Source organism: Streptomyces sp. NBC_00250 (assembly GCF_036192275.1).
Taxonomy (GTDB): Bacteria; Actinomycetota; Actinomycetes; order Streptomycetales; family Streptomycetaceae; genus Streptomyces.
On sequence record NZ_CP108088.1, the window covers coordinates 5,050,290 to 5,069,878 of the forward strand.

Consider the following 19,589-nt stretch of genomic DNA (forward strand, 5'->3'; position numbering starts at 1 on the left):
GGGTGGCGTTCGCGGCCTGTGCGCTGTGCGTGGTGTTCGGGGCGGTGCTCGCGCTGGGACAGGCGGTGGCGGCCCGGCACCGGGCCGGTGGAGCCGCCGACCTGGCGGCACTCGCCGCCGCCGACCGGGCGCTGTGGGGCGAGGCCGAGGCCTGTGCCGCCGCTTCCCGGGTGGCCGCCGCGCAAGGCGCCGAGCTGGTGGGCTGCGCGGTGCGGGGCGAGCTCGCGGAGGTGACGGCCCGGGTCGTACGCGGCCCCTACCGGCCGGAGATCAGGTCCCGGGCGGGGCCTCCGGAGGCACCTGCTCCGCCGGCGGGGCTTCCGAGGGCACCTGCTCCGCCGGCGGGGCTTCCGGGGGCACCTGCTCCGCCGACGAGGCCGCCGGGGCGTCCGGGCCCTCCCTCAGGATTTCCGTGAGGAGGCGGACCGCGCCGCGCTTGTGGAGCGGGTCGTTGCCGTTGCCGCACTTCGGGGACTGGATGCAGGACGGGCAGCCCGCCTCGCACTCGCAGGAGGCGATGGCCTCCCGGGTGGCGGTCAGCCAGGCACGGGCCGTGTGGAAGGCGCGCTCGGCGAAGCCCGCGCCACCCGGATGGCCGTCGTACACGAAGACGGTGGGCAGCAGGGTGTCGGGGTGGAGCGGCACGGAGACGCCGCCGATGTCCCAGCGGTCGCAGGTGGCGAAGAGCGGCAGCATGCCGATGGAGGCGTGTTCGGCGGCGTGCAGGGCGCCCCCGAGGATCTCCGGGGTGATCCGGGCGGCGTCGAGCTGGTCCTCGGTGACCGTCCACCACACGGCCCGGGTGCGCAGGGTGCGGGGCGGCAGGTCGAGCTTGGTCTCGCCGAGCACCTCGCCCGTGATCAGGCGGCGGCGCAGGAAGGAGACGACCTGGTTGGTGACCTCGACGGAGCCGTAGCAGAGGCGGCCGGCTCCCCAGGGGATCTCGGTCTCGGTGTCCAGGACGGTGATGGAGGTGGTGTCGCGGGCGGTGGTGGAGTACGGCGGGACGGCCTCCTCCACGAGGGCCACGGAGTCCTTGAGGTCGAGCTCCCGGACGAGGTAGGTGCGGCCCTGGTGGAGGTGGACGGCGCCCTCGTGGACGGCGGTGTGGGAGGCGGCCTCGTCGACGGTGCCGAGCAGCCGGCCCGTGCCGGACTCCACGATCCGGACGGGGCTGCCGCCGCCGCCCCGGATGTCGGTGAGGTCGGCGGCCCGCTCGCGGCGGGTCCAGTACCAGCCGGTCGAGCGGCGGCGCAGCAGGCCCGCGCCCTCCAGCTGGGGCAGCAGGTCGGGGACGGCCGGGCCGAAGAGCGCCAGGTCCGGTTCGGTCAGCGGGAGCTCCGCGGCGGCGGCGCACAGATGGGGGGCGAGGACGTAGGGGTTGTCGGGGTCCAGGACGGTCGACTCGACCGGCTGGTCGAAGATCGCCTCCGGGTGGTGGACCAGGAAGGTGTCCAGCGGGTCGTCGCGGGCGATCATGATCGCGAGGGCGCCCTCGCCCGATCGGCCGGCCCGGCCCGCCTGCTGCCAGAGGGAGGCCCGGGTGCCCGGGTAGCCGGCGATCAGGACCGCGTCCAGGCCCGAGACGTCCACGCCCAGCTCCAGGGCGGTCGTGGCGGCCAGGCCGAGGAGCTCGCCGGAGTGCAGGGCCCGCTCCAGGGCCCGGCGCTCCTCGGGCAGGTAGCCGCCGCGGTAGGCGGCGACCCGGCGGGCCAGTGAGCGGTCGGTCTCGGCGAGGCGTTCCTGGGCGATCACCGAGATCAGTTCGGCGCCGCGCCGGGAGCGTACGAAGGCGACCGTGCGGACGCCCTGCCGGGTCAGGTCGGTCAGCAGGTCGGCGGTCTCGGCGGTGGCGGTGCGCCGCACGGGCGCGCCGCGCTCGCCGTGCAGCTCGGTCAGCGGCGGCTCCCACAGGGCGAAGACCAGCTCGCCGCGCGGGGAGGCGTCGTCGGAGACCTCGGTGACCGGCAGGCCGGTGAGGCGGCCGGCGGCGAGGGCGGGTTCCGCGGAGGTGGCGGAGGCGAGGAGGAAGACCGGCTCGGAGCCGTACCGGGCGCAGATCCGGCGCAGGCGCCGCAGCACCTGGGCGACGTGGGAGCCGAAGACGCCCCGGTAGGTGTGGCACTCGTCGATCACGACGTAGCGCAGGGAGCGCAGGAAGGAGGCCCACCTGGGGTGGGAGGGGAGTATGCCCCGGTGCAGCATGTCGGGGTTGGTCAGCACGTAGTTCGCGTACTGGCGGACCCACTCGCGTTCCTCGACGGGCGTGTCGCCGTCGTAGACGGCGGGGCGGATCCGGTTGCCGAGCGGGGCGGCCAGTTCCCGCACGGCGCGCCGCTGGTCGGCGGCGAGGGCCTTGGTGGGCGAGAGGTACAGGGCGGTGGTCCCGCGCCCGTTCGGTGCCTCCGAGCCGTCCAGGAGGGTGCTGAGGACCGGGGCGAGGTAGGCGAGCGACTTGCCCGAGGCGGTTCCGGTGGCGATCACCACGGATTCGCCGTCCAGGGCGTGCTCGGCGGCCTGTGCCTGGTGGGCCCAGGGGTGCTCGATCCCGGCCGACTGGACGGCCGCGATCACCTCCGGACGGATGCGATGCGGCCAGACGGCATGACGACCCTCCCGGGCGGGCATGTGCTCCGTATGAGTGATGCGCGCGGCCCGACTCTCGCCCGAGGAGAGCCGGTCGAGGACCATGCCGGGGGAGGGGCGACTGCCCGTGTCCCCGGCCGGGTGACGGGGGCGCTGATTCTTGGCCATCGGCACCGAGTGTGTCACTGCCATGACGGACAATGCTTCCAAGGCGTCGTGCATGGCTGCTGGTAAGTGATTGAATGCCATCGCGGCTGGCGATCAGTTCCCTGACTCCGCCCGGGAGACCCAGTGGGAACGATCGTTCGATAGCAAGGTGCTGGAGGATCCGTGGACCTGTCCCTGTCGACTCGCAATGTGTCCGGCGCTGGTGGTGACCGTACGGTCGTCGAGGTCGGTGGCGAGATTGATGTGTATACCGCGCCCAAGCTGCGCGAGCAGTTGGTCGAGTTGGTGAACGACGGCAGCTACCACCTGGTTGTCGACATGGAGGGCGTGGACTTCCTCGACTCCACGGGCCTCGGTGTGCTCGTCGGCGGTCTGAAGCGCGTCCGCGCGCATGAGGGATCGCTGCGTCTGGTCTGCAACCAGGAGCGCATTCTCAAGATTTTCCGGATCACGGGTCTCACCAAGGTGTTCCCGATCCACACCTCGGTCGACGAGGCCGTCAACGCCGTCGACTGAGCCCAGGGGGTTCGTATGGCCACCGTTGAACTCCGCTTCAGCGCTCAGCCCGAGCACGTCCGCACGGCCCGTCTCGTGGCCGCTGCGGTCGCGCGTCGGGCCGGGGTGGACGAGGCTGTCCTCGACGAGGTGCGTCTCGCCGTGGGAGAGGCGTGTTCGCGTGCCGTCGGGCTGCACCGCAGCAACGACGTCGCGACGCCCATCAGGGTCGTGCTGACCGAGGAGGAGAAGACGTTCTCCATCGAGGTCGGCGACGAGGTCCCGGGCGCGGGGGTGGCGGCGGCCGATGCCGCCGGTGTCCCCGGCGCGCGGGCAGCGGCCCCGGCCGAGGAATTCGACGACGCCGACGGTGAGGACGAGATGGGGCTCGCGGTGATCCGCGGGCTCGTCGACGATGTCGAGGTGAGCGCCGGCGAGGACGGCGGCACCATCCGGATGAGCTGGCCGGTGAGTTCGGCGGACGTCCTGTCCTGACCCGTACACGCACAGTTCCGAGCGCGACGAGAAGAGGCCCTGCCCTGCAGGGCCTCTTCTCGTCGCGCCGCCGGCGCGTTCTCGTTGTGCGCCATCGCCCGCCCCGAGACCCGGCCCCTGATTGGTGCATCCGCGCGGGGGTTTCCGGCATCCCCGTACGTGCCGGTTTGTCTCCCTATGATCCGTCCCCATGTACCCCACTTCTCTCGCCGCGGCGGTGCTCACGAGCGGGAACCGGACGATCGTGTACGTCGTCGGGGCCGTCGCTCTCGCCGCGCTGGTCGTCGCGCGGCTCCTCGTCCGCCAGGTGCTCAGGGCCGGTGAGGGCACCGAGAGGATGCGGGAGATCGCCGCAGCCGTGCAGGAGGGGGCCAACGCCTACCTCGCGCGGCAGCTGCGGACCCTCGCCGTCTTCGCGTTCGTCGTGTTCTTCCTGCTGATGCTGCTGCCCGCGGACAACTGGTCACAGCGCGCCGGACGTTCCCTGTTCTTCCTGGTCGGGGCTTTGTTCTCGGCGGTCACCGGGTACATCGGCATGCGACTCGCCGTACGCGCCAACGTGCGCGTCGCGGCGGCCGCCAGGGAGGCCACCCCGGCCAAGGGCGAACCCGAGAAGAACCTGACGGAGGTCGCGCACCGGGCCATGCGGATCGCGTTCCGTACGGGCGGGGTCGTCGGCATGTGCACCGTCGGCCTCGGCCTCCTCGGGGCCGCCTGTGTCGTCCTCGTCTACGCGGCCGACGCGCCCAAGGTCCTGGAGGGATTCGGGCTCGGCGCCGCGCTCATCGCCATGTTCATGCGCGTGGGCGGCGGCATCTTCACCAAGGCCGCCGACGTCGGCGCAGACCTGGTCGGCAAGGTCGAGCAGGGCATCCCCGAGGACGATCCGCGCAACGCGGCCACCATCGCCGACAACGTGGGCGACAACGTCGGCGACTGCGCGGGCATGGCGGCCGACCTCTTCGAGTCGTACGCCGTCACCCTGGTCGCCGCGCTCATCCTCGGCAAGGCGGCCTTCGGCGACCACGGCCTGGCGTTTCCCCTGATCGTGCCCGCGATCGGCGTGATCACCGCGGTGATCGGCATCTTCGCGGTCTCCCCCCGGCACGGCGACCGCGGCGGGATGACCGCGATCAACCGCGGCTTCCTCGTCTCGGCGGTGATCTCGCTCGCCGGTGTCGCCGTCGCCGCCTTCACGTATCTGCCCTCCTCCTACGCCGAGCTCCGGGGAGTCACCGAGCCGGGCATCCACGACCACGCCGGCGATCCCCGGGTCCTCGCCCTGGTCGCCGTCGCCCTCGGTATCGTCCTCGCCGCGCTCATCCAGCAGCTCACCGGCTACTTCACGGAGACGAGCCGGCGGCCGGTCAGGGACATCGGCAAGTCCTCGCTCACCGGCCCCGCTACCGTCGTCCTCGCGGGCGTGGCCCTCGGCATGGAGTCCGCCGTCTACACGGCGCTCCTGATCGGCCTCGCCGTGTACGGGGCGTTCCTGCTCGGCGGTGCCTCGATCATGCTCGCGCTGTTCGCGGTCGCCCTCGCCGGTACGGGCCTGCTCACCACCGTCGGGGTGATCGTCGCCATGGACACCTTCGGACCGGTCGCCGACAACGCCCAGGGCATCGCGGAGATGTCCGGGGACGTCCAGGGCGCGGGCGCCCAGGTCCTCACCGACCTCGACGCCGTCGGCAACACGACGAAGGCCATCACCAAGGGCATCGCCATCGCCACCGCCGTACTCGCCGCCTCGGCGCTGTTCGGCTCGTACCGGGACGCCATCGCGACCTCCGTCGCCGAGGTCGGCGCGAGGGCGAACGAGCTGACGCTCTCGATGGACATCTCACAGCCCAACAACCTCTTCGGGCTGATCCTCGGCTCGGCGGTCGTCTTCCTGTTCTCGGGGCTCGCGATCAACGCCGTGTCGCGGTCGGCGGGTTCGGTGGTGTACGAGGTGCGGCGGCAGTTCCGCGAGCACCCCGGGATCATGAACTACACCGAGAAGCCCGAGTACGGACGGGTCGTCGACATCTGCACCAGGGACGCGCTGCGCGAACTCGCCACGCCCGGGCTGCTCGCCGTGATGGCCCCGATCGCCGTCGGCTTCGCGCTGGGCGTCGGACCGCTCGGCTCGTACCTCGCGGGCGCGATCGGTACGGGCGCGCTGATGGCGGTCTTCCTCGCCAACTCCGGTGGCGCCTGGGACAACGCGAAGAAGCTGGTCGAGGACGGGAACCACGGCGGCAAGGGCAGCGAGGCGCACGAGGCGACCGTCATCGGGGACACCGTCGGCGACCCGTTCAAGGACACCGCGGGACCGGCGATCAACCCGCTCCTGAAGGTGATGAACCTGGTCGCGCTGCTCATCGCCCCGGCCGTGGTGCGGTTCGGTCACGGGAGTGATGCCAGCGCCGGTCTGCGGGCGGGGGTCGCGGCGTTCGCGCTCGCCGTCGTCATCGGCGCCGTGTGGGTCTCCAAGAGGCGTTCGGTGGCGGTGTCCTGACGTGCCGTCCGTACCGGTCCCCGTATGCCGGTGTTCGTACGTGCTTCCGTACGCGCTTCCGTACGGGGAGTCCGCGCGTGAGTCCGTACGTGGTGTCCGTCTCATTTCCGGGCGCGTCGGGGGCGCGTGAGACGTCTCTCCCTTGGGTCAAAAGACTGCAATACAGTCTGAATCCGTCGTACGAAAGGTGGAAGTAGCCCGTTCGGCGTGTATGTTCCGGGGCCGAGAGCCTTGGAAGGGACCGATCCGGTGAACAAGAAGCTTGCGGCCGCACTGTCCGGCGGCGCGGTACTGGTGCTCGCGCTGTCCGGTTGCAGCGACGACGAGGGCGACAAGGTGGGTGACTGGGCGAAGACGTTCTGCGACCAGGCCAAGCCCCAGATCCAGAAGCGGGCCGACGCCCACCAGATCATCATCTCGACGGCCGCCGACAGCAAGCCCGCCGAGATCCAGGCCGCCGACTCGAAGGCGTTCCAGGACATCGCCGACGCCGACCGGGCGCTGGCCAAGGCCGTCGAGAGCGCGGGCGCCCCGCCCGTCGAGAACGGCGCGAAGGTCCAGCAGGACGCGATCAAGGAGCTCAACGCGACCGCGGTGGCGTACGAGGGGCTGAAGAAGCAGGTCGACGCGCTGGACCCGACGAACCAGCAGAAGTTCGCGGACGGCCTCCAGGGCGTCGCCGACGGCCTGACCAAGATCGAGAAGATGGACCAGAACGCCCTGTCCAAGCTGGAGGAGGGCGAGCTGGGCCAGGCGATGGCCAAGCAGCCCGGCTGCCAGAAGCCGACGGCCTCGACCCCGCCGAAGGCCTCCGGCTCGGCGTCCCCGAAGCCCGGCTCCACCGCCTCGGGCTCCTCCGACAAGGACTCGGACTCCGCAGAGCCCTCGGCGAAGGCCTCCACGAAGCCGGCCAAGAAGACCTCGTCGGCCAAGACCGAGGAGTAGCCCCTCCCGGGCACCTCGCTTCGACCCGGCGACGAGCGGCGATCCGCCGCCCGTCGCCGGGTCGGCCGCCCGGTTGTCGGTGGCGGCGGTCACAATGGAGCGGTGAGTACGACCAGCCTGCCTCCCCGCCTCCCGGTGCCCGCGCACGCCACCCGTCTGCGCGAGGCACTGCTCGCCGCGGACTTCACCGCCGACGGACTCCTCGACCGGCTCGGCGCCCCGGCCTACGCGGCGCTCGCGCGCAGCGAGACCGTGCCCGCGCTGCGCGCCACCCGCGGTGACTCCCCGCTGGAGACCCTCGTCCGGATCTTCCTGCTCCAGCAGACCGTCGGGAGCGAGCGGGCCGCCGCCGCGCTCCCGCTCGACGAAGCCCTCGCCGACGGCTGGGTCGTCCGCGAGGACGACACCGTGTCCGCGACCGTCGACGTCCGGCCGTACGGCGGGCCGGACGGCGAGGACTGGTTCATCGTCTCCGACCTGGGCTGCGCCGTCGGCGGAGCCGGCGGCATCGGCAAGAAGGACGAGGGCGTCGTCCTCGGCGTCGGCGGAGCCTCCACCACCCTCGCCGGCATCACGGTCCGTACGCCGGTGTCCTCCGCGCTCGACCTCGGCACCGGCTCCGGCATCCAGGCGCTGCACGCCGCCCAGCACGCCACCCTGGTCACCGCCACCGACCTCAACCCGCGCGCCCTGGACTTCACGCGGCTCACGCTCGCGCTCTCCGGGGCCCGGGAGGCCGAGCTGCTCACCGGCTCGCTCTTCGAGCCGGTCGACGGCGACACGTACGACCTGATCGTCTCCAACCCGCCGTTCGTGATCTCCCCCGGCGCCCGCCTCACCTACCGGGACGGCGGGATGGGCGGCGACGACCTGTGCCGCACGCTCGTGCAGCAGGCGGGCGAACGGCTCAACGACGGCGGATACGCCCAGTTCCTCGCCAACTGGCAGCATGTCGAGGGCGAGGAGTGGCAGGACCGGCTGCGGTCCTGGGTGCCCGCGGGCTGCGACGCCTGGATCGTGCAGCGCGAGGTCCAGGACATCACCCAGTACGCGGAGCTCTGGCTCCGCGACAGCGGCGACCACCGCGGCGACCCGGACGCGTACCGGGAGGCGTACGGGAGCTGGCTCGACGAGTTCGAGGCCCGCAAGACGCGCGCGGTGGGCTTCGGCTGGATCACGATCCGGCGGAACGAGGCGGTGGCCGCCGGGACCGTCGAGCCGTCGATCGTCGTCGAGGAATGGCCGCACCCGGTCGAGCAGCCCCTCGGCCCCACCGTCCGCGCCCACTTCGAGCGCCAGGACTATCTGCGCGGCCACGACGACGCCGCCCTGCTCGCCGACCGGTTCACGCTCGCGCCCGAGGTCGTGCAGGAGCAGGTCGGGCTCCCCGGCGCCGAGGACCCCGAGCACGTCGTGCTCCGGCAGAACCGCGGCATGCGCCGCGCCACCAGGGTCGACCACGTCGGCGCCGGGTTCGCCGGGGTCTGCGACGGCACCCTCAGCGCGGGACGCATCCTCGACGCGATCGGTCAGCTGATGGGCGAGGACCCGGTGATACTGCGGGACCGCACCCCGCAGGCGATCCGGCTGCTCGTGGAGGAGGGCTTCCTGCTGCCCGTCGGGGAAGCCGGGCAGGCCGGGGCGGCCGGACAGAGCGGGGAGGACGGCGCTTGATACGGATCGAGCTGGACGAGGCCTCGCTCGGGTCGACCCGGATCGCGATCAGTCCGCTGCGGGACGCGTTCTGTTCGATGCACCTCGCCCTGCCGCACCGCCACCCCTCCTGGCCGTACCAGGAGTGGGTCGGGCAGGCGCGCGAGGTGTGGCGCGAGGACGACCGGCTCCGCCCGCTGCGGGACCTGTTCGTCGAGGGGCGGGGCGAGGTGTCCGACTTCCTGCTGCCCCGGCCGTTCGGGACGGTCAACGTCCACGAGGAGCTGGCCGCGCTGCGGGCCACCGACCCGGAGTTCGTCCGCGCCCAGGTGGCCGTCTGCTATCCCGGCATGGCCGACGAGCCCTTCGTGCAGCCCTATCTGAAGGAGCCGGAGGCGGCCTGCGCGGCGCTCGCCGACGCGTACGCGGCCTACTGGGAGGGCGCGATCGAGCCGTACTGGCCGACGATGCGACGGCTCGTCGAGGACGAAGTGCTCGTCCGGGCCAGGACGTTCGCGACCGAGGGCGTCGACGCGCTGTTCGCCGGCCTGGAGACCCGGGGACGGTGGCAGCCGCCCGTACTCGAACTGACCAAGCACATCGACGCGGAGTACGCGCCCGGTGAGCGGCGTCTCGTCCTCGTGCCGCTGGTCTTCGCCGAGGGCTGCCGGCTGTACTCGACGGACGACCCCGAGGTGTTCGCGCTCAGCTTCCAGGCCCGGGGCGCCGGCGCCCTGCGCGAACCGCCCGAGCCCGTCGCCGAGGACCGGCTCGGGCTGATGCTCGGCCGCGGCCGGGCCGCGGTCCTGCGCGAGCTGGGCGGACCGCTGACCACGGCAGGCCTCGCCGACCGCCTCGGCCTCGCGCCCAGCACCGTCTCCGAGCACCTGTCGGTGCTCGCGGAGGCCGGTGTCGTGACCCGCCACCGCGTCGGACGCTCGGTGTACTACCAGCTGACGGACACGGGCCGGTCCCTGCTCGCGCTGCTCGCCGGGGAGGGCGTCCTCAGGGCCGTGGCCTGACGATTCGGGTCGTTCCGAATCGATGGCCCGGCCCCCGCGCCGGCTCCTACCGTCCGGCGCATGCTCGCAATCGAGGCGGACGCGCTGCGCCGCACCTACACCAGCAGGACCGGGTGGCCGAAGTCCCGGCGGACCGAGACCGAGGCCGTGCGGGGCGTCACCTTCGACGTGGCGCCGGGTGAACTGTTCGGCCTCCTCGGGCCGAACGGCGCCGGGAAGACCACCACCATCAAGATGCTCAACACCCTGCTCCTGCCGACCTCCGGCACGGCCCGGGTGTTCGGCCACGACGTGGCCCGCGACCCCGTCGCCGTACGCCGCCGGATCGGGTACGTCTTCGGCGGCGACCGCGGCCTGTACGACCGGCTCTCCGCGCTCGACAACCTCCGCTACTTCGCCGAGCTGTACGGCGTCCCCGCCCGCGACCAGAAGCGGCGCATCGCCGAACTCCTCGATCTGGTCGGCCTCCTGGGCCGGGAGAAGGAGCGCGTCGAGGGCTACTCGCGCGGCATGCGGCAACGCCTCCACATCGCCCGCGGTCTGCTCCACCGCCCCGACGTCCTCTTCCTCGACGAGCCGTCCATCGGCGTCGACCCCGTCGCCGCCCGCGACCTGCGCCGCACGGTCGCCGACCTGGCCGCCGCCGGGACGACCGTCCTCCTCACCACCCACTACATGGCCGAGGCGGACGAGCTCTGCGACCGGATCGCCGTCATCGCGGGTGGCCGCATCCGGGCCCTCGGCACCCCCGACAGCCTCAAGTCCCTCGTCAAGGAACGGGACGTGCTGGAGATCGAGGCGTACGGAGTCGACGAGGAGCGGCTGGACCGGCTGCGGCGGGTGCCGGGCGTGCGGGGCGTGTCCGCCGAGGACCGGGGCGCGCTGCAGACCGTGACCGTGCAGACCGGACGGGGGGCCGCCGAGCTGCACGGACCGGTCCTGGCCGCGCTCGACGGCGTACGGATCGGGCGGGTCACGAGCCGCGAACCGTCCCTGGAGGACGCCTACATCGCGATCGTGGAGGAGACGGCGGGAAGCGCCGCGCCGGACGACGTGCTCCAGGCCGAGGGCGGCACCCCCTCGGAGGCGATGCCGGTATGAGCGCCGACAGCGCCCTCCTGAGGCGCGTTCCGCGACTGGTCGGCGTCGGGGTGCGGACCCACGTCTCGTACATGTCGCGCTCCCCGATCGAGATCACCTTCGCCGTCCTGGTCCCCCTCGTCTACGCGACCCTCGCCGTCTACCTGTTCCGCGCCGCCGGGGACCCCGACCGGCTGCTCACCGCCTCCGTCGGGGCCGGACTCATGGGCATCTGGGGCTCGGTGCTCTTCGGCTCCGGCGGCGCGGTGCAGAACCAGCGCTGGCTCGGCACCCTGGAGACCCTGGTCGTCGCGCCGACGCCGCTCGCGCTCGTCCTGCTCCCGATCACCCTCGCGACCGCCGTCATCGGCACGTACGCGATGGGCGCGACCGTCCTGTGGGGCGTCCTGCTCTTCGACGTGCCGCTCGACTTCGCGCACCCGCTGCTCTTCCTGGTCGCCGTCCCGGTGTGCGTCCTCGCGCTCGGCATGACCGGGCTCCTGCTCGCCGCCACCTTCGTCCTGCTGCGCAACGCCAACGCGCTCGCCAACCCGCTCGACACCCCCGTCTGGCTGCTGTCCGGGCTGCTCGTGCCCGTCACCGTGCTGCCCGCCTGGACCCACCCGGTCTCCTGGGCGCTGCCCACGACCTGGGGCGCGCGGGCCGTGCACGCGGCGACCTCCGGCGGGGACGTGCTCACGCCGCTGCTCGTCGCCGCCGCGCTCGGGGCCGGGTACGCCCTGGCCGCCGTCCTCGTCCTCGGGCGGGTGGAGCGCCGGGCGCGCGCCGCCGCCACCCTCGCCCTGACCTGATCCGACCTGACCTGATCCGACCTGAAAGGCCATCAGTGATGTTCCGTTTTCTCGGTACCGCGCGGCTCGTCGTCGTCGGCGGGGCGATCTCCTACCGGGCGCTGTTCAACTGGACGACCCCGCCGATGTTCATCGGAACGCTGCTGGTCGGGCCGCTTCTCCAGGTGTTCTTCTTCGTCTATCTGGGCAGGGAACTGGGGGTCGCCGACGACCGTTTCCACCTCGTCGGGAACGCCGTCCTCGCAGCTTCCGCCTCCTGCGTCTACGGCGGCACGATGGCGGTCGCCAACGAGCGCCGGTACGGCACGCTCGGCGCCGTCCTGCTCTCGCCCCGGCACCGGGTCCCGCTGTGGATCGGGCGAGCCCTCCCGTACGTGCTCAACGGGCTGTTCGTCAGCGCCTTCGTGCTGACCGCCGCCTCGCTCGTCCTGGGGCTGCCCGTGCCCGCCGGGGCGCTGCCCGGTCTCGGCCTGGTGCTGCTTGTCGCGGCCGGCGCCTGCTCGGCGTTCGGGCTCGCGCTCGGCGCGCTGGGGCTCCGCTTCCGTGACGTGTTCCTGGTGTCGAACGTGGCCAGTTCCGTACTGCTCCTGCTGACCGGCGCGGCCGTCCCCCGGGAGACGCTGCCGGAGTGGATGCGGGTCGCCGGTGAGCTGCTGCCGCTCACGCACGCGGCGGACGCGGCGCGCGGGCTGACCGCCGGGGGCGGTCTCGACGGCGCCCTGCTCGGGGCCGAGCTGGCCGTCGGCGCCGGATGGGGGCTGCTCGCCGTCGTCCTGCTCGGTCTCTTCGAGCGGGGCAGCCGGCGCCGGGCCACCCTCGACACGATGTGACGGAAGAGGAAAGCGAGGTGAGGAGTGGGTCACTACCGGCCATCTTCGTGAAACCGTACGAGACGCTCCGCGTCGTTCACCCGGAATTCGCACCCCTGACGCCCGGAGGTGCCAGCCTCGCCTGCGGGAGACCAACACCGCACGTGGACGGAACGGGGTACGGGCATGGAGAGCGGGCCGGCGATCTTCGCGGGGGCGGCGTTCACGCTGTTCGGAGGCGCGCTGCTGCTGTGGACCACCGTGCGGACACTGCACCGTGAGCCCGTCGCGTACGGGGTCGCCCCGCGCGCCGCGGTCGCGCTGACGAGCCTCTTCGGCGCCGGCTTCCTCCTCCTCGGCGTCTGGTGCTTCGGCAGGCTCTGAGATCTCTCCGGCACCCTCCGCGCACTCTCTCCGGCACCCCTCGCGCAGACGGCCCGCCCCGCCCGACCGGGAGTCCGGGCGGCAGGAATGCCAGGACTCGGGTTACCGTTCGAGTGGCCGTTGCGGGCTTTCGCCGTTTGACACGGGGGCGGGTTGTACCGTCACACTCCGCAGCGACGGGAGCGTCACCGTCCGTGCCGCTGCCGTGCGTGCCAGCGCCGTACGTGCCCAGAGAGTGTCGATCCGGAGAGAAGAGCGAAGTTGTCCCCGACCAGCGAAGCCGCACACGGCGGCCGCCGACTCGTCATCGTCGAGTCGCCTGCCAAGGCGAAGACGATCAAGGGCTACCTCGGCCCCGGCTACGTCGTCGAGGCGAGCGTCGGGCACATCCGAGACCTTCCCAGCGGCGCCGCCGAGGTGCCCGAGAAGTACACCGGTGAGGTGCGCCGCCTCGGCGTCGACGTCGAGCATGACTTCCAGCCCATCTATGTCGTCAACGCCGACAAGAAGGCGCAGGTCAGGAAGCTCAAGGAGCTCCTCGCCGAATCCGACGAGCTCTTCCTCGCCACCGATGAGGACCGCGAGGGCGAGGCCATCGCGTGGCACCTCCAGGAAGTCCTGAAGCCCAAGGTCCCGGTCCACCGGATGGTCTTCCACGAGATCACCAAGGACGCGATCCGAGAGGCCGTCGCCAACCCGCGCGAGCTGAACCAGCGCATGGTCGACGCCCAGGAGACCCGCCGCATCCTCGACCGGCTGTACGGCTACGAGGTCTCGCCGGTCCTGTGGAAGAAGGTCATGCCGAAGCTGTCGGCGGGCCGCGTCCAGTCGGTGGCCACCCGGCTCGTCGTCGAGCGGGAGCGCGAGCGCATCGCCTTCCGTTCCGCCGAGTACTGGGACCTCACCGGCACCTTCGCCACCGGCCGTTCCGGTGACGCCTCCGACCCGTCGCAGCTGGTCGCGCGCCTCGCGGCGGTCGACGGCAAGCGGGTCGCGCAGGGTCGTGACTTCGGCGCCGACGGCCGGCTGAAGAGCGACAGCGTCCTCCACCTGGACGAGACGAACGCGCGGGCTCTGGCCGCCGCGCTCGCCGACACCGCGTTCGCGGTGCGCTCGGTCGAGTCGAAGCCGTACCGCCGCTCCCCGTACGCCCCCTTCCGCACCACCACCCTCCAGCAGGAGGCGAGCCGCAAGCTGGGCTTCGGTGCGAAGGCGACCATGCAGGTGGCCCAGAAGCTGTACGAGAACGGCTTCATCACCTACATGCGTACGGACTCCACGATCCTCTCCGACACCGCCGTCTCGGCGGCGCGGGCACAGGTCACGCAGCTGTACGGCGCCGACTACCTGCCGGAGAAGCCGCGCGTCTACGCGGGCAAGGTCAAGAACGCGCAGGAGGCGCACGAGGCGATTCGCCCTTCGGGTGATCGTTTCCGCACTCCGGCGGAGACCGGTCTGACCGGCGACCAGTTCCGGCTGTACGAGCTCATCTGGAAGCGGACCGTCGCCTCCCAGATGAAGGACGCGACCGGAAACTCGGTCACCGTGAAGATCGGCGGCCGGGCCGCCGACGGCCGTGACGCCGAGTTCAGCGCGTCCGGCAAGACGATCACCTTCCACGGCTTCATGAAGGCGTATGTCGAAGGCGCCGACGACCCGAACGCGGAGCTCGACGACCGCGAGCGGCGCCTGCCGCAGGTCGCCGAGGGCGACGCGCTGACCGCCGACGAGATCACCGTCGACGGCCACGCGACCAAGCCGCCGGCCCGCTACACCGAGGCCTCGCTGGTCAAGGAGCTGGAAGAGCGCGAGATCGGCCGCCCGTCGACGTACGCGTCGATCATCGGCACGATCCTCGACCGCGGCTACGTCTTCAAGAAGGGCACGGCCCTCGTGCCGTCCTTCCTGAGCTTCGCCGTCGTCAACCTCCTGGAGACGCACTTCGGGCGCCTCGTCGACTACGACTTCACCGCCCGCATGGAGGACGACCTCGACCGCATCGCCCGCGGCGAGGCCAAGTCCGTACCGTGGCTGAAGCGCTTCTACTTCGGTGAGACCGAGGGCGGTACGGCCGCCTCCGGCGGCGCCGCGGACGCCGGCAACGGCGACGGCGACCACCTCGGCGGCCTGAAGGAACTCGTCACCGACCTCGGCGCGATCGACGCCCGCGAGATCTCCTCCTTCCCCGTCGGCAACGACATCGTGCTCCGCGTCGGCCGCTACGGCCCGTACGTCGAGCGCGGCGAGAAGGAGGCCGAGGGCCACCAGCGCGCCGACGTCCCCGACGAGCTCGCACCCGACGAGCTGACCGTCGAGCTCGCCGAGGAGCTGCTCGCCAAGCCGAGCGGCGACTTCGAGCTGGGCGCCGACCCGGTCAGCGGCAACCAGATCGTCGCGAAGGACGGCCGCTACGGCCCGTACGTCACGGAGATCCTGCCCGAGGGCACCCCGAAGACCGGCAAGAACGCGGTCAAGCCGCGCACGGCCTCCCTCTTCAAGTCGATGACCCTCGACACCGTCACCCTGGAGGACGCGCTCCGGCTGATGTCCCTGCCCAGGGTCGTCGGCGCGGACGCCGAGGGCGTCGAGATCACCGCGCAGAACGGCCGCTACGGCCCGTACCTGAAGAAGGGCACGGACTCGCGGTCGCTCACCGAGGAGGAGCAGCTCTTCACGATCACCCTCGAAGAGGCGCTCGCGATCTACGCCCAGCCCAAGCAGCGGGGCCGGGCCGCGGCCAAGCCGCCGCTGAAGGAGCTGGGCACCGACCCGGTCAGCGAGAAGCCCGTGGTCGTCAAGGACGGTCGCTTCGGCCCGTACGTGACGGACGGCGAGACCAACGCCACGCTGCGGACCGGCGACAGCGTGGAGGACATCACACCGGAGCGCGGTTACGAGCTCCTCGCGGAGAAGCGGGCCAAGGCGCCGGCGAAGAAGGCCGCCAAGAAGGCCCCGGCCAAGAAGGCGACCACCGCGAAGAAGACGGCCACGAAGGCCGCGGCGAAGAAGACCACGACCGCCGCCAAGAAGACGGCCACGAAGAAGACGACGACGGCCAAGAAGACGACCGCCGCCAAGAAGACGGCGGCCGCGAAGCCGGAGTAGTCCTTCCGAGAGCGAGAAAGGTGGGGGTGGAGGCAGGTGCCTCCGCCCCCACCTTTCGTTCTTCCGTTCGTCCTGTCACAGCCTCGTCCGGATGTTCGGGCGGAGGCCGCGGGGAGCAATGCCGTCCGGATAGGGTGGACGGATGACGCGAGCAGAGCAGCCAGACCGCCTCGGCGATTCCGACGCCGCACTCGTCGCGGATTCCAGGGAGCGTGCCGTACGCGCCCTCTTGCGCCATCAGCCGCTCCGCAGGTTGTGGAGCGCCCAGCTCGTCGGCAGCACCGGTGACGCCCTCGCCCTGCTCGTCCTCGTCCTCCTCGGCCTCCAGGCGGCCGTCACCGAGGGCGCGCTCGGAGGGGGCGAACGGGGTGCCGCGTTCGCCGTGGCCGCCGTCGTCGGCGCCCGGCTGCTCGCCTCGGTCCTCTTCGGGGCCGTCCTCCTCGGACCGCTGACCGCGCTCACCGGTCCGGGCGGCGCACTCGACCGGCGCTGGACCATGATCGGCGCCGACGGCGTCCGGATCGCGCTGCTCGTCATCGCGCCCCTGTGGATCGACTGGACCCCCGGCAGCGCCCTCTGGTACCTGCTCGGCACCGTCTTCGTCACCGGCGCGGCCGAGCGGCTCTGGACGATCGGCCGTGAGGGCGCGGCGCCCGCGCTGCTGCCCGCCCCACCGATCGAGGGCGGGGCCGTACGGCCGCTGCCCGACCACCTCGGCGCCCTGCGGCGGCTCTCCCAGCGCACCGGCTTCCTCGCCGTCCCCGCAGCGGCAGCCGTGCTGCTCGTCGCCACCCTGGTCGGCAACCTGCTCGGCGCCGGAATCGACTGGTTCACGCTGCACCAGGCCGCCCTCGGCTCGTACGTCGCCGCCGGACTCTTCGCCGCCTCCGTCACCGTCCTCTACGCGATGACGCTGCCCGGCGGCGAGACGCCCCGGCCCCGCTCGCCCCTGGAGGGCCTGCGCCGGCCGGCCGCCGAGAAGGGCCGTACGGGAGCCCTCCAGATCCTCGTCCTGACCTGCGCCACCGTCGCCGGGGCCATCGCCGCCGCCGCGTCCGTCGCCGTGCTCCACGCGTACGACCTGGGCGGTGGCCCCGTCACGTACGCGCTCCTGATCCTGGCGCTCAGCGGTGCCACCGCCGTCGGCATCCGCACCGCGGGCAAGGTCCTGCCCGTGCTGTCCCGGCGCCGGCTGCTCGCCCTCGTGACCGCCGTCACCGGGGTCGCGCTGATCGCGATGGGCCTGGTCCCGGACACGGCGACCGTGCTGTTCCTCGCCGTCCTCGCCGGATACGCGGCCGGAGTCGCCGCCAACACCGGCCACACCCTGGTCGACCAGGAGACCGAGGAGCCCCGCAGGGCCCGGACCACCGAGCACCTCCAGGCCACCGCCCGCGTCGGCATGGCCATCGGCGCGCTCGCCGCGCCGCTGCTCGCCGCCGCGATCGGACCGCACCGCCTCGCCTCCGGCGACTTCGTCTTCGCCCACGGCGGCGCCGCCTTCACGCTGGCCCTGATCGGCGCCCTGCTGCTGCCGGTCGCCGCGCTCGTCCTCGCCAAGACCGACGACCGGGCGGGCGTCCCGCTCCGCCGCGACCTGCGCGACGCGCTGCGCGGCTCCGACCCGGTGCAGGCGCCCTCCCCGACCGGCTTCTTCATCGCCCTGGAGGGCGGCGACGGCGCCGGCAAGTCCACCCAGGTCCAGGCGCTCGCCGAGTGGATCCGGGCCAAGGGCCACGAGGTCGTCGTCACCCGCGAACCCGGCGCCACCCCCATCGGCAAGCGCCTGCGCTCGATCCTCCTCGACGTGTCGTCGGCGGGGCTCTCCAACCGCGCCGAGGCCCTGCTGTACGCGGCCGACCGCGCCGAGCACGTCGACTCCCTGGTCCGGCCCGCCCTGGAGCGGGGCGCGATCGTCCTCTCCGACCGGTACATCGACTCGTCCGTGGCCTACCAGGGCGCCGGCCGTGACCTGTCCCCGACCGAGATCTCCCGCATCTCGCGCTGGGCCACCGACGGTCTCGTCCCGCACCTGACCGTCGTCCTCGACGTCTCCCCGGAGACCGCGCGGGAACGGTTCACCGAGGCGCCCGACCGCCTGGAGTCCGAGCCGCCGGAGTTCCACGCGCGCGTACGGGCCGGATTCCTCGCCCTCGCCGCCGCCGACCCCAGCCGCTACCTCGTCGTCGACGCCGGGCAGGAGCCCGAGGCCGTCACCACCGTCGTACGCCACCGGCTCGACCGGATGCTGCCGCTCTCCGAGGCCGAGGTGAAGGCCGTCGAGGAGGCCCGCCGCAAGGCCGAGGAAGAGGCGCGCAGGAAGGCGGAGGAGGAAGCCGCCCGCAAGGCCGAGGAGGAGCGCCTGGAGCGCGAGCGCCAGGAGCAGCTCGCCAAGCTCCGCGCCGAGGAGGAGGAGCGCAAGCGGCGCGAGGAGGAGGAAGCGCGCCGTCTGGAGGCCGAACGGCAGGCGGAGGAGGCCCGGCGCAAGGCCGAGGAGGCCCGGATCGCCGCCGAAGCCGCCGCCGAGGAGGAGCGCAGGCGCCTCGCGGCCGAGGAGAAGGCCCGTCTGGAAGAGGCGGAACGACTCCGCAAGGAGGCCGAGGAAGAGGCCCGGCTGCGGGCCGAGGCGGAGGAGCGCCGCCTGGAGAAGCAGCGCAAGGCGGAGGAGGCGCTGCTCCGCGCCGAGGAGGCCCGCCGGATGGCCGAGGCCGCCGCTGCCGCCAAGGCGGCGGAGGAGGCCGCGGCGAAGGCCGCCGCCGAGCAGATCGCCGCCGCCGCTGCCGCCAAGGCCGCGGCGGAGCGGGCCGCGGCCGAGCGCGCCGCCGCGGAGCAGGCCGCCGCTCAGCGGGCCGAGGCGGCGAAGGCCGCTCGGGAGCGGGCGGCTGCCGAGCGGAAGGCTGCCGAGGCCAAGGCCGCGACCGAGGCGAAGGCGGCCCGGGAGAAGGCCGCGGCGGTCGAACTCTCGGCGAACGAGATCACCCGGCCGACCCCGATCGTGAAGCCGGTCCCGGTCGTGGCGCCGGACCCGAGGACCGACCCGCGGACGTCTGCCGCGCGGCAGGAGCCGGACGCGCCGACCGTTTCGCCCGACGAGGTCACCGTCGCCACGCCGATCGTGAAGATCACGAAGCAGGACGAGACCGAGACGTCCGTCCTGCCCCGGATCAGCGAGACGCGGGCCGCCGACGAGACCGCCGTCCTGCCCGCCGTGAAGGCCACCAGGAAGGCTCCGGAGAACGCCGCCGAGTCGACCGCCGTGCTGCCTCCCGTACGGGACACCCCGGCGTCCGACCCGGCCGACCGGGTGCCGCAGGGCATCTTCCGTGACGCCCGGCCCGCCCCGAAGCAGCCGGACGGCGCGAACGACCGGACCCGCGAGCTGCCCCAGCTCGACGAGGACGGCCGACCCCGCCGCCGCTCCGACTGGGCCGAGGAGACCCCGCTGGACGATCTGCCGACGCTCGCGGACGAGCTGTTCGGCCCGCACGACGACGAGGACGAGGGCCCCCGGCGCCGCCGCTGACCCGCTTCCTCC

Annotated in this window: 13 protein-coding genes and 1 pseudogene; 13 read left to right on the forward strand and 1 reads right to left on the reverse strand. The window is 72.8% G+C overall.

What is annotated here, in order from left to right; translation table 11 throughout:
• Positions 1 to 32: 32 nt before the first annotated feature.
• Positions 33 to 230 (forward strand): annotated as a pseudogene (locus OG259_RS22960) (Rv3654c family TadE-like protein); the annotation flags it as partial.
• Between the two features lie 40 nt (positions 231 to 270).
• On the opposite strand, the gene OG259_RS22965 reads toward OG259_RS22960, so the two are convergent.
• Positions 271 to 2,835: a DEAD/DEAH box helicase gene (locus OG259_RS22965; protein ID WP_328943971.1), complete on the reverse strand. Its 2,565-nt coding sequence runs from the start codon at positions 2,833 to 2,835 to the stop codon at positions 271 to 273.
• Positions 2,836 to 2,916: 81 nt separating this feature from the next.
• Between OG259_RS22965 and OG259_RS22970 the strand changes: the two genes are divergently transcribed.
• The 12 genes from OG259_RS22970 to tmk all read left to right on the forward strand — a co-directional run bounded on the left by OG259_RS22970 (position 2,917) and on the right by tmk (position 19,577).
• Positions 2,917 to 3,270 carry an STAS domain-containing protein gene (locus OG259_RS22970; RefSeq protein ID WP_015034520.1) on the forward strand — a complete coding sequence of 118 codons (354 nt, stop codon included), beginning with the start codon at positions 2,917 to 2,919 and terminating at the stop codon, positions 3,268 to 3,270.
• A 15-nt stretch (positions 3,271 to 3,285) separates the two neighbouring features.
• Complete coding sequence (locus OG259_RS22975; protein ID WP_328943972.1) at positions 3,286 to 3,744, forward strand: ATP-binding protein; 459 nt, start codon at positions 3,286 to 3,288, stop codon at positions 3,742 to 3,744.
• Between the two features lie 190 nt (positions 3,745 to 3,934).
• Positions 3,935 to 6,244, forward strand: a complete 2,310-nt coding sequence (locus OG259_RS22980) for a sodium-translocating pyrophosphatase (RefSeq protein ID WP_328943973.1) — start codon at positions 3,935 to 3,937, stop codon at positions 6,242 to 6,244.
• Between the two features lie 249 nt (positions 6,245 to 6,493).
• Positions 6,494 to 7,189 (forward strand): small secreted protein, encoded by a 696-nt coding sequence (locus OG259_RS22985; RefSeq protein ID WP_328943974.1) that lies wholly within the window; start codon positions 6,494 to 6,496, stop codon positions 7,187 to 7,189.
• A 102-nt stretch (positions 7,190 to 7,291) separates the two neighbouring features.
• Positions 7,292 to 8,863 (forward strand): class I SAM-dependent methyltransferase, encoded by a 1,572-nt coding sequence (locus OG259_RS22990; RefSeq protein WP_328943975.1) that lies wholly within the window; start codon positions 7,292 to 7,294, stop codon positions 8,861 to 8,863.
• The gene (locus OG259_RS22995; RefSeq protein ID WP_328943976.1) at positions 8,860 to 9,864 is read left to right on the forward strand and encodes an ArsR/SmtB family transcription factor; all 1,005 of its coding nucleotides are present in this window, start codon (positions 8,860 to 8,862) and stop codon (positions 9,862 to 9,864) included. The genes OG259_RS22990 and OG259_RS22995 overlap by 4 nt, the downstream gene beginning before the upstream one ends.
• A gap of 60 nt (positions 9,865 to 9,924) precedes the next feature.
• Positions 9,925 to 10,965 carry an ABC transporter ATP-binding protein gene (locus OG259_RS23000; protein WP_328943977.1) on the forward strand — a complete coding sequence of 347 codons (1,041 nt, stop codon included), beginning with the start codon at positions 9,925 to 9,927 and terminating at the stop codon, positions 10,963 to 10,965.
• A complete protein-coding gene (locus tag OG259_RS23005) occupies positions 10,962 to 11,756 on the forward strand; it encodes an ABC transporter permease (protein ID WP_266893401.1) in 795 nt (264 codons plus the stop codon). The genes OG259_RS23000 and OG259_RS23005 overlap by 4 nt, the downstream gene beginning before the upstream one ends.
• A 38-nt stretch (positions 11,757 to 11,794) precedes the next feature.
• Positions 11,795 to 12,586, forward strand: a complete 792-nt coding sequence (locus tag OG259_RS23010) for an ABC transporter permease (RefSeq protein WP_328943978.1) — start codon at positions 11,795 to 11,797, stop codon at positions 12,584 to 12,586.
• 165 nt (positions 12,587 to 12,751) lie between these two features.
• Entirely contained in the window at positions 12,752 to 12,949 is a 198-nt protein-coding gene (locus OG259_RS23015; protein ID WP_266900820.1) for a hypothetical protein, read from the forward strand.
• A gap of 261 nt (positions 12,950 to 13,210) precedes the next feature.
• A complete protein-coding gene (topA, locus tag OG259_RS23020) occupies positions 13,211 to 16,054 on the forward strand; it encodes a type I DNA topoisomerase (RefSeq protein ID WP_328943979.1) in 2,844 nt (947 codons plus the stop codon).
• Positions 16,055 to 16,196: 142 nt separating this feature from the next.
• Positions 16,197 to 19,577 (forward strand): dTMP kinase, encoded by a 3,381-nt coding sequence (gene tmk / locus OG259_RS23025; RefSeq protein ID WP_328943980.1) that lies wholly within the window; start codon positions 16,197 to 16,199, stop codon positions 19,575 to 19,577.
• Positions 19,578 to 19,589 lie beyond the last annotated feature (12 nt).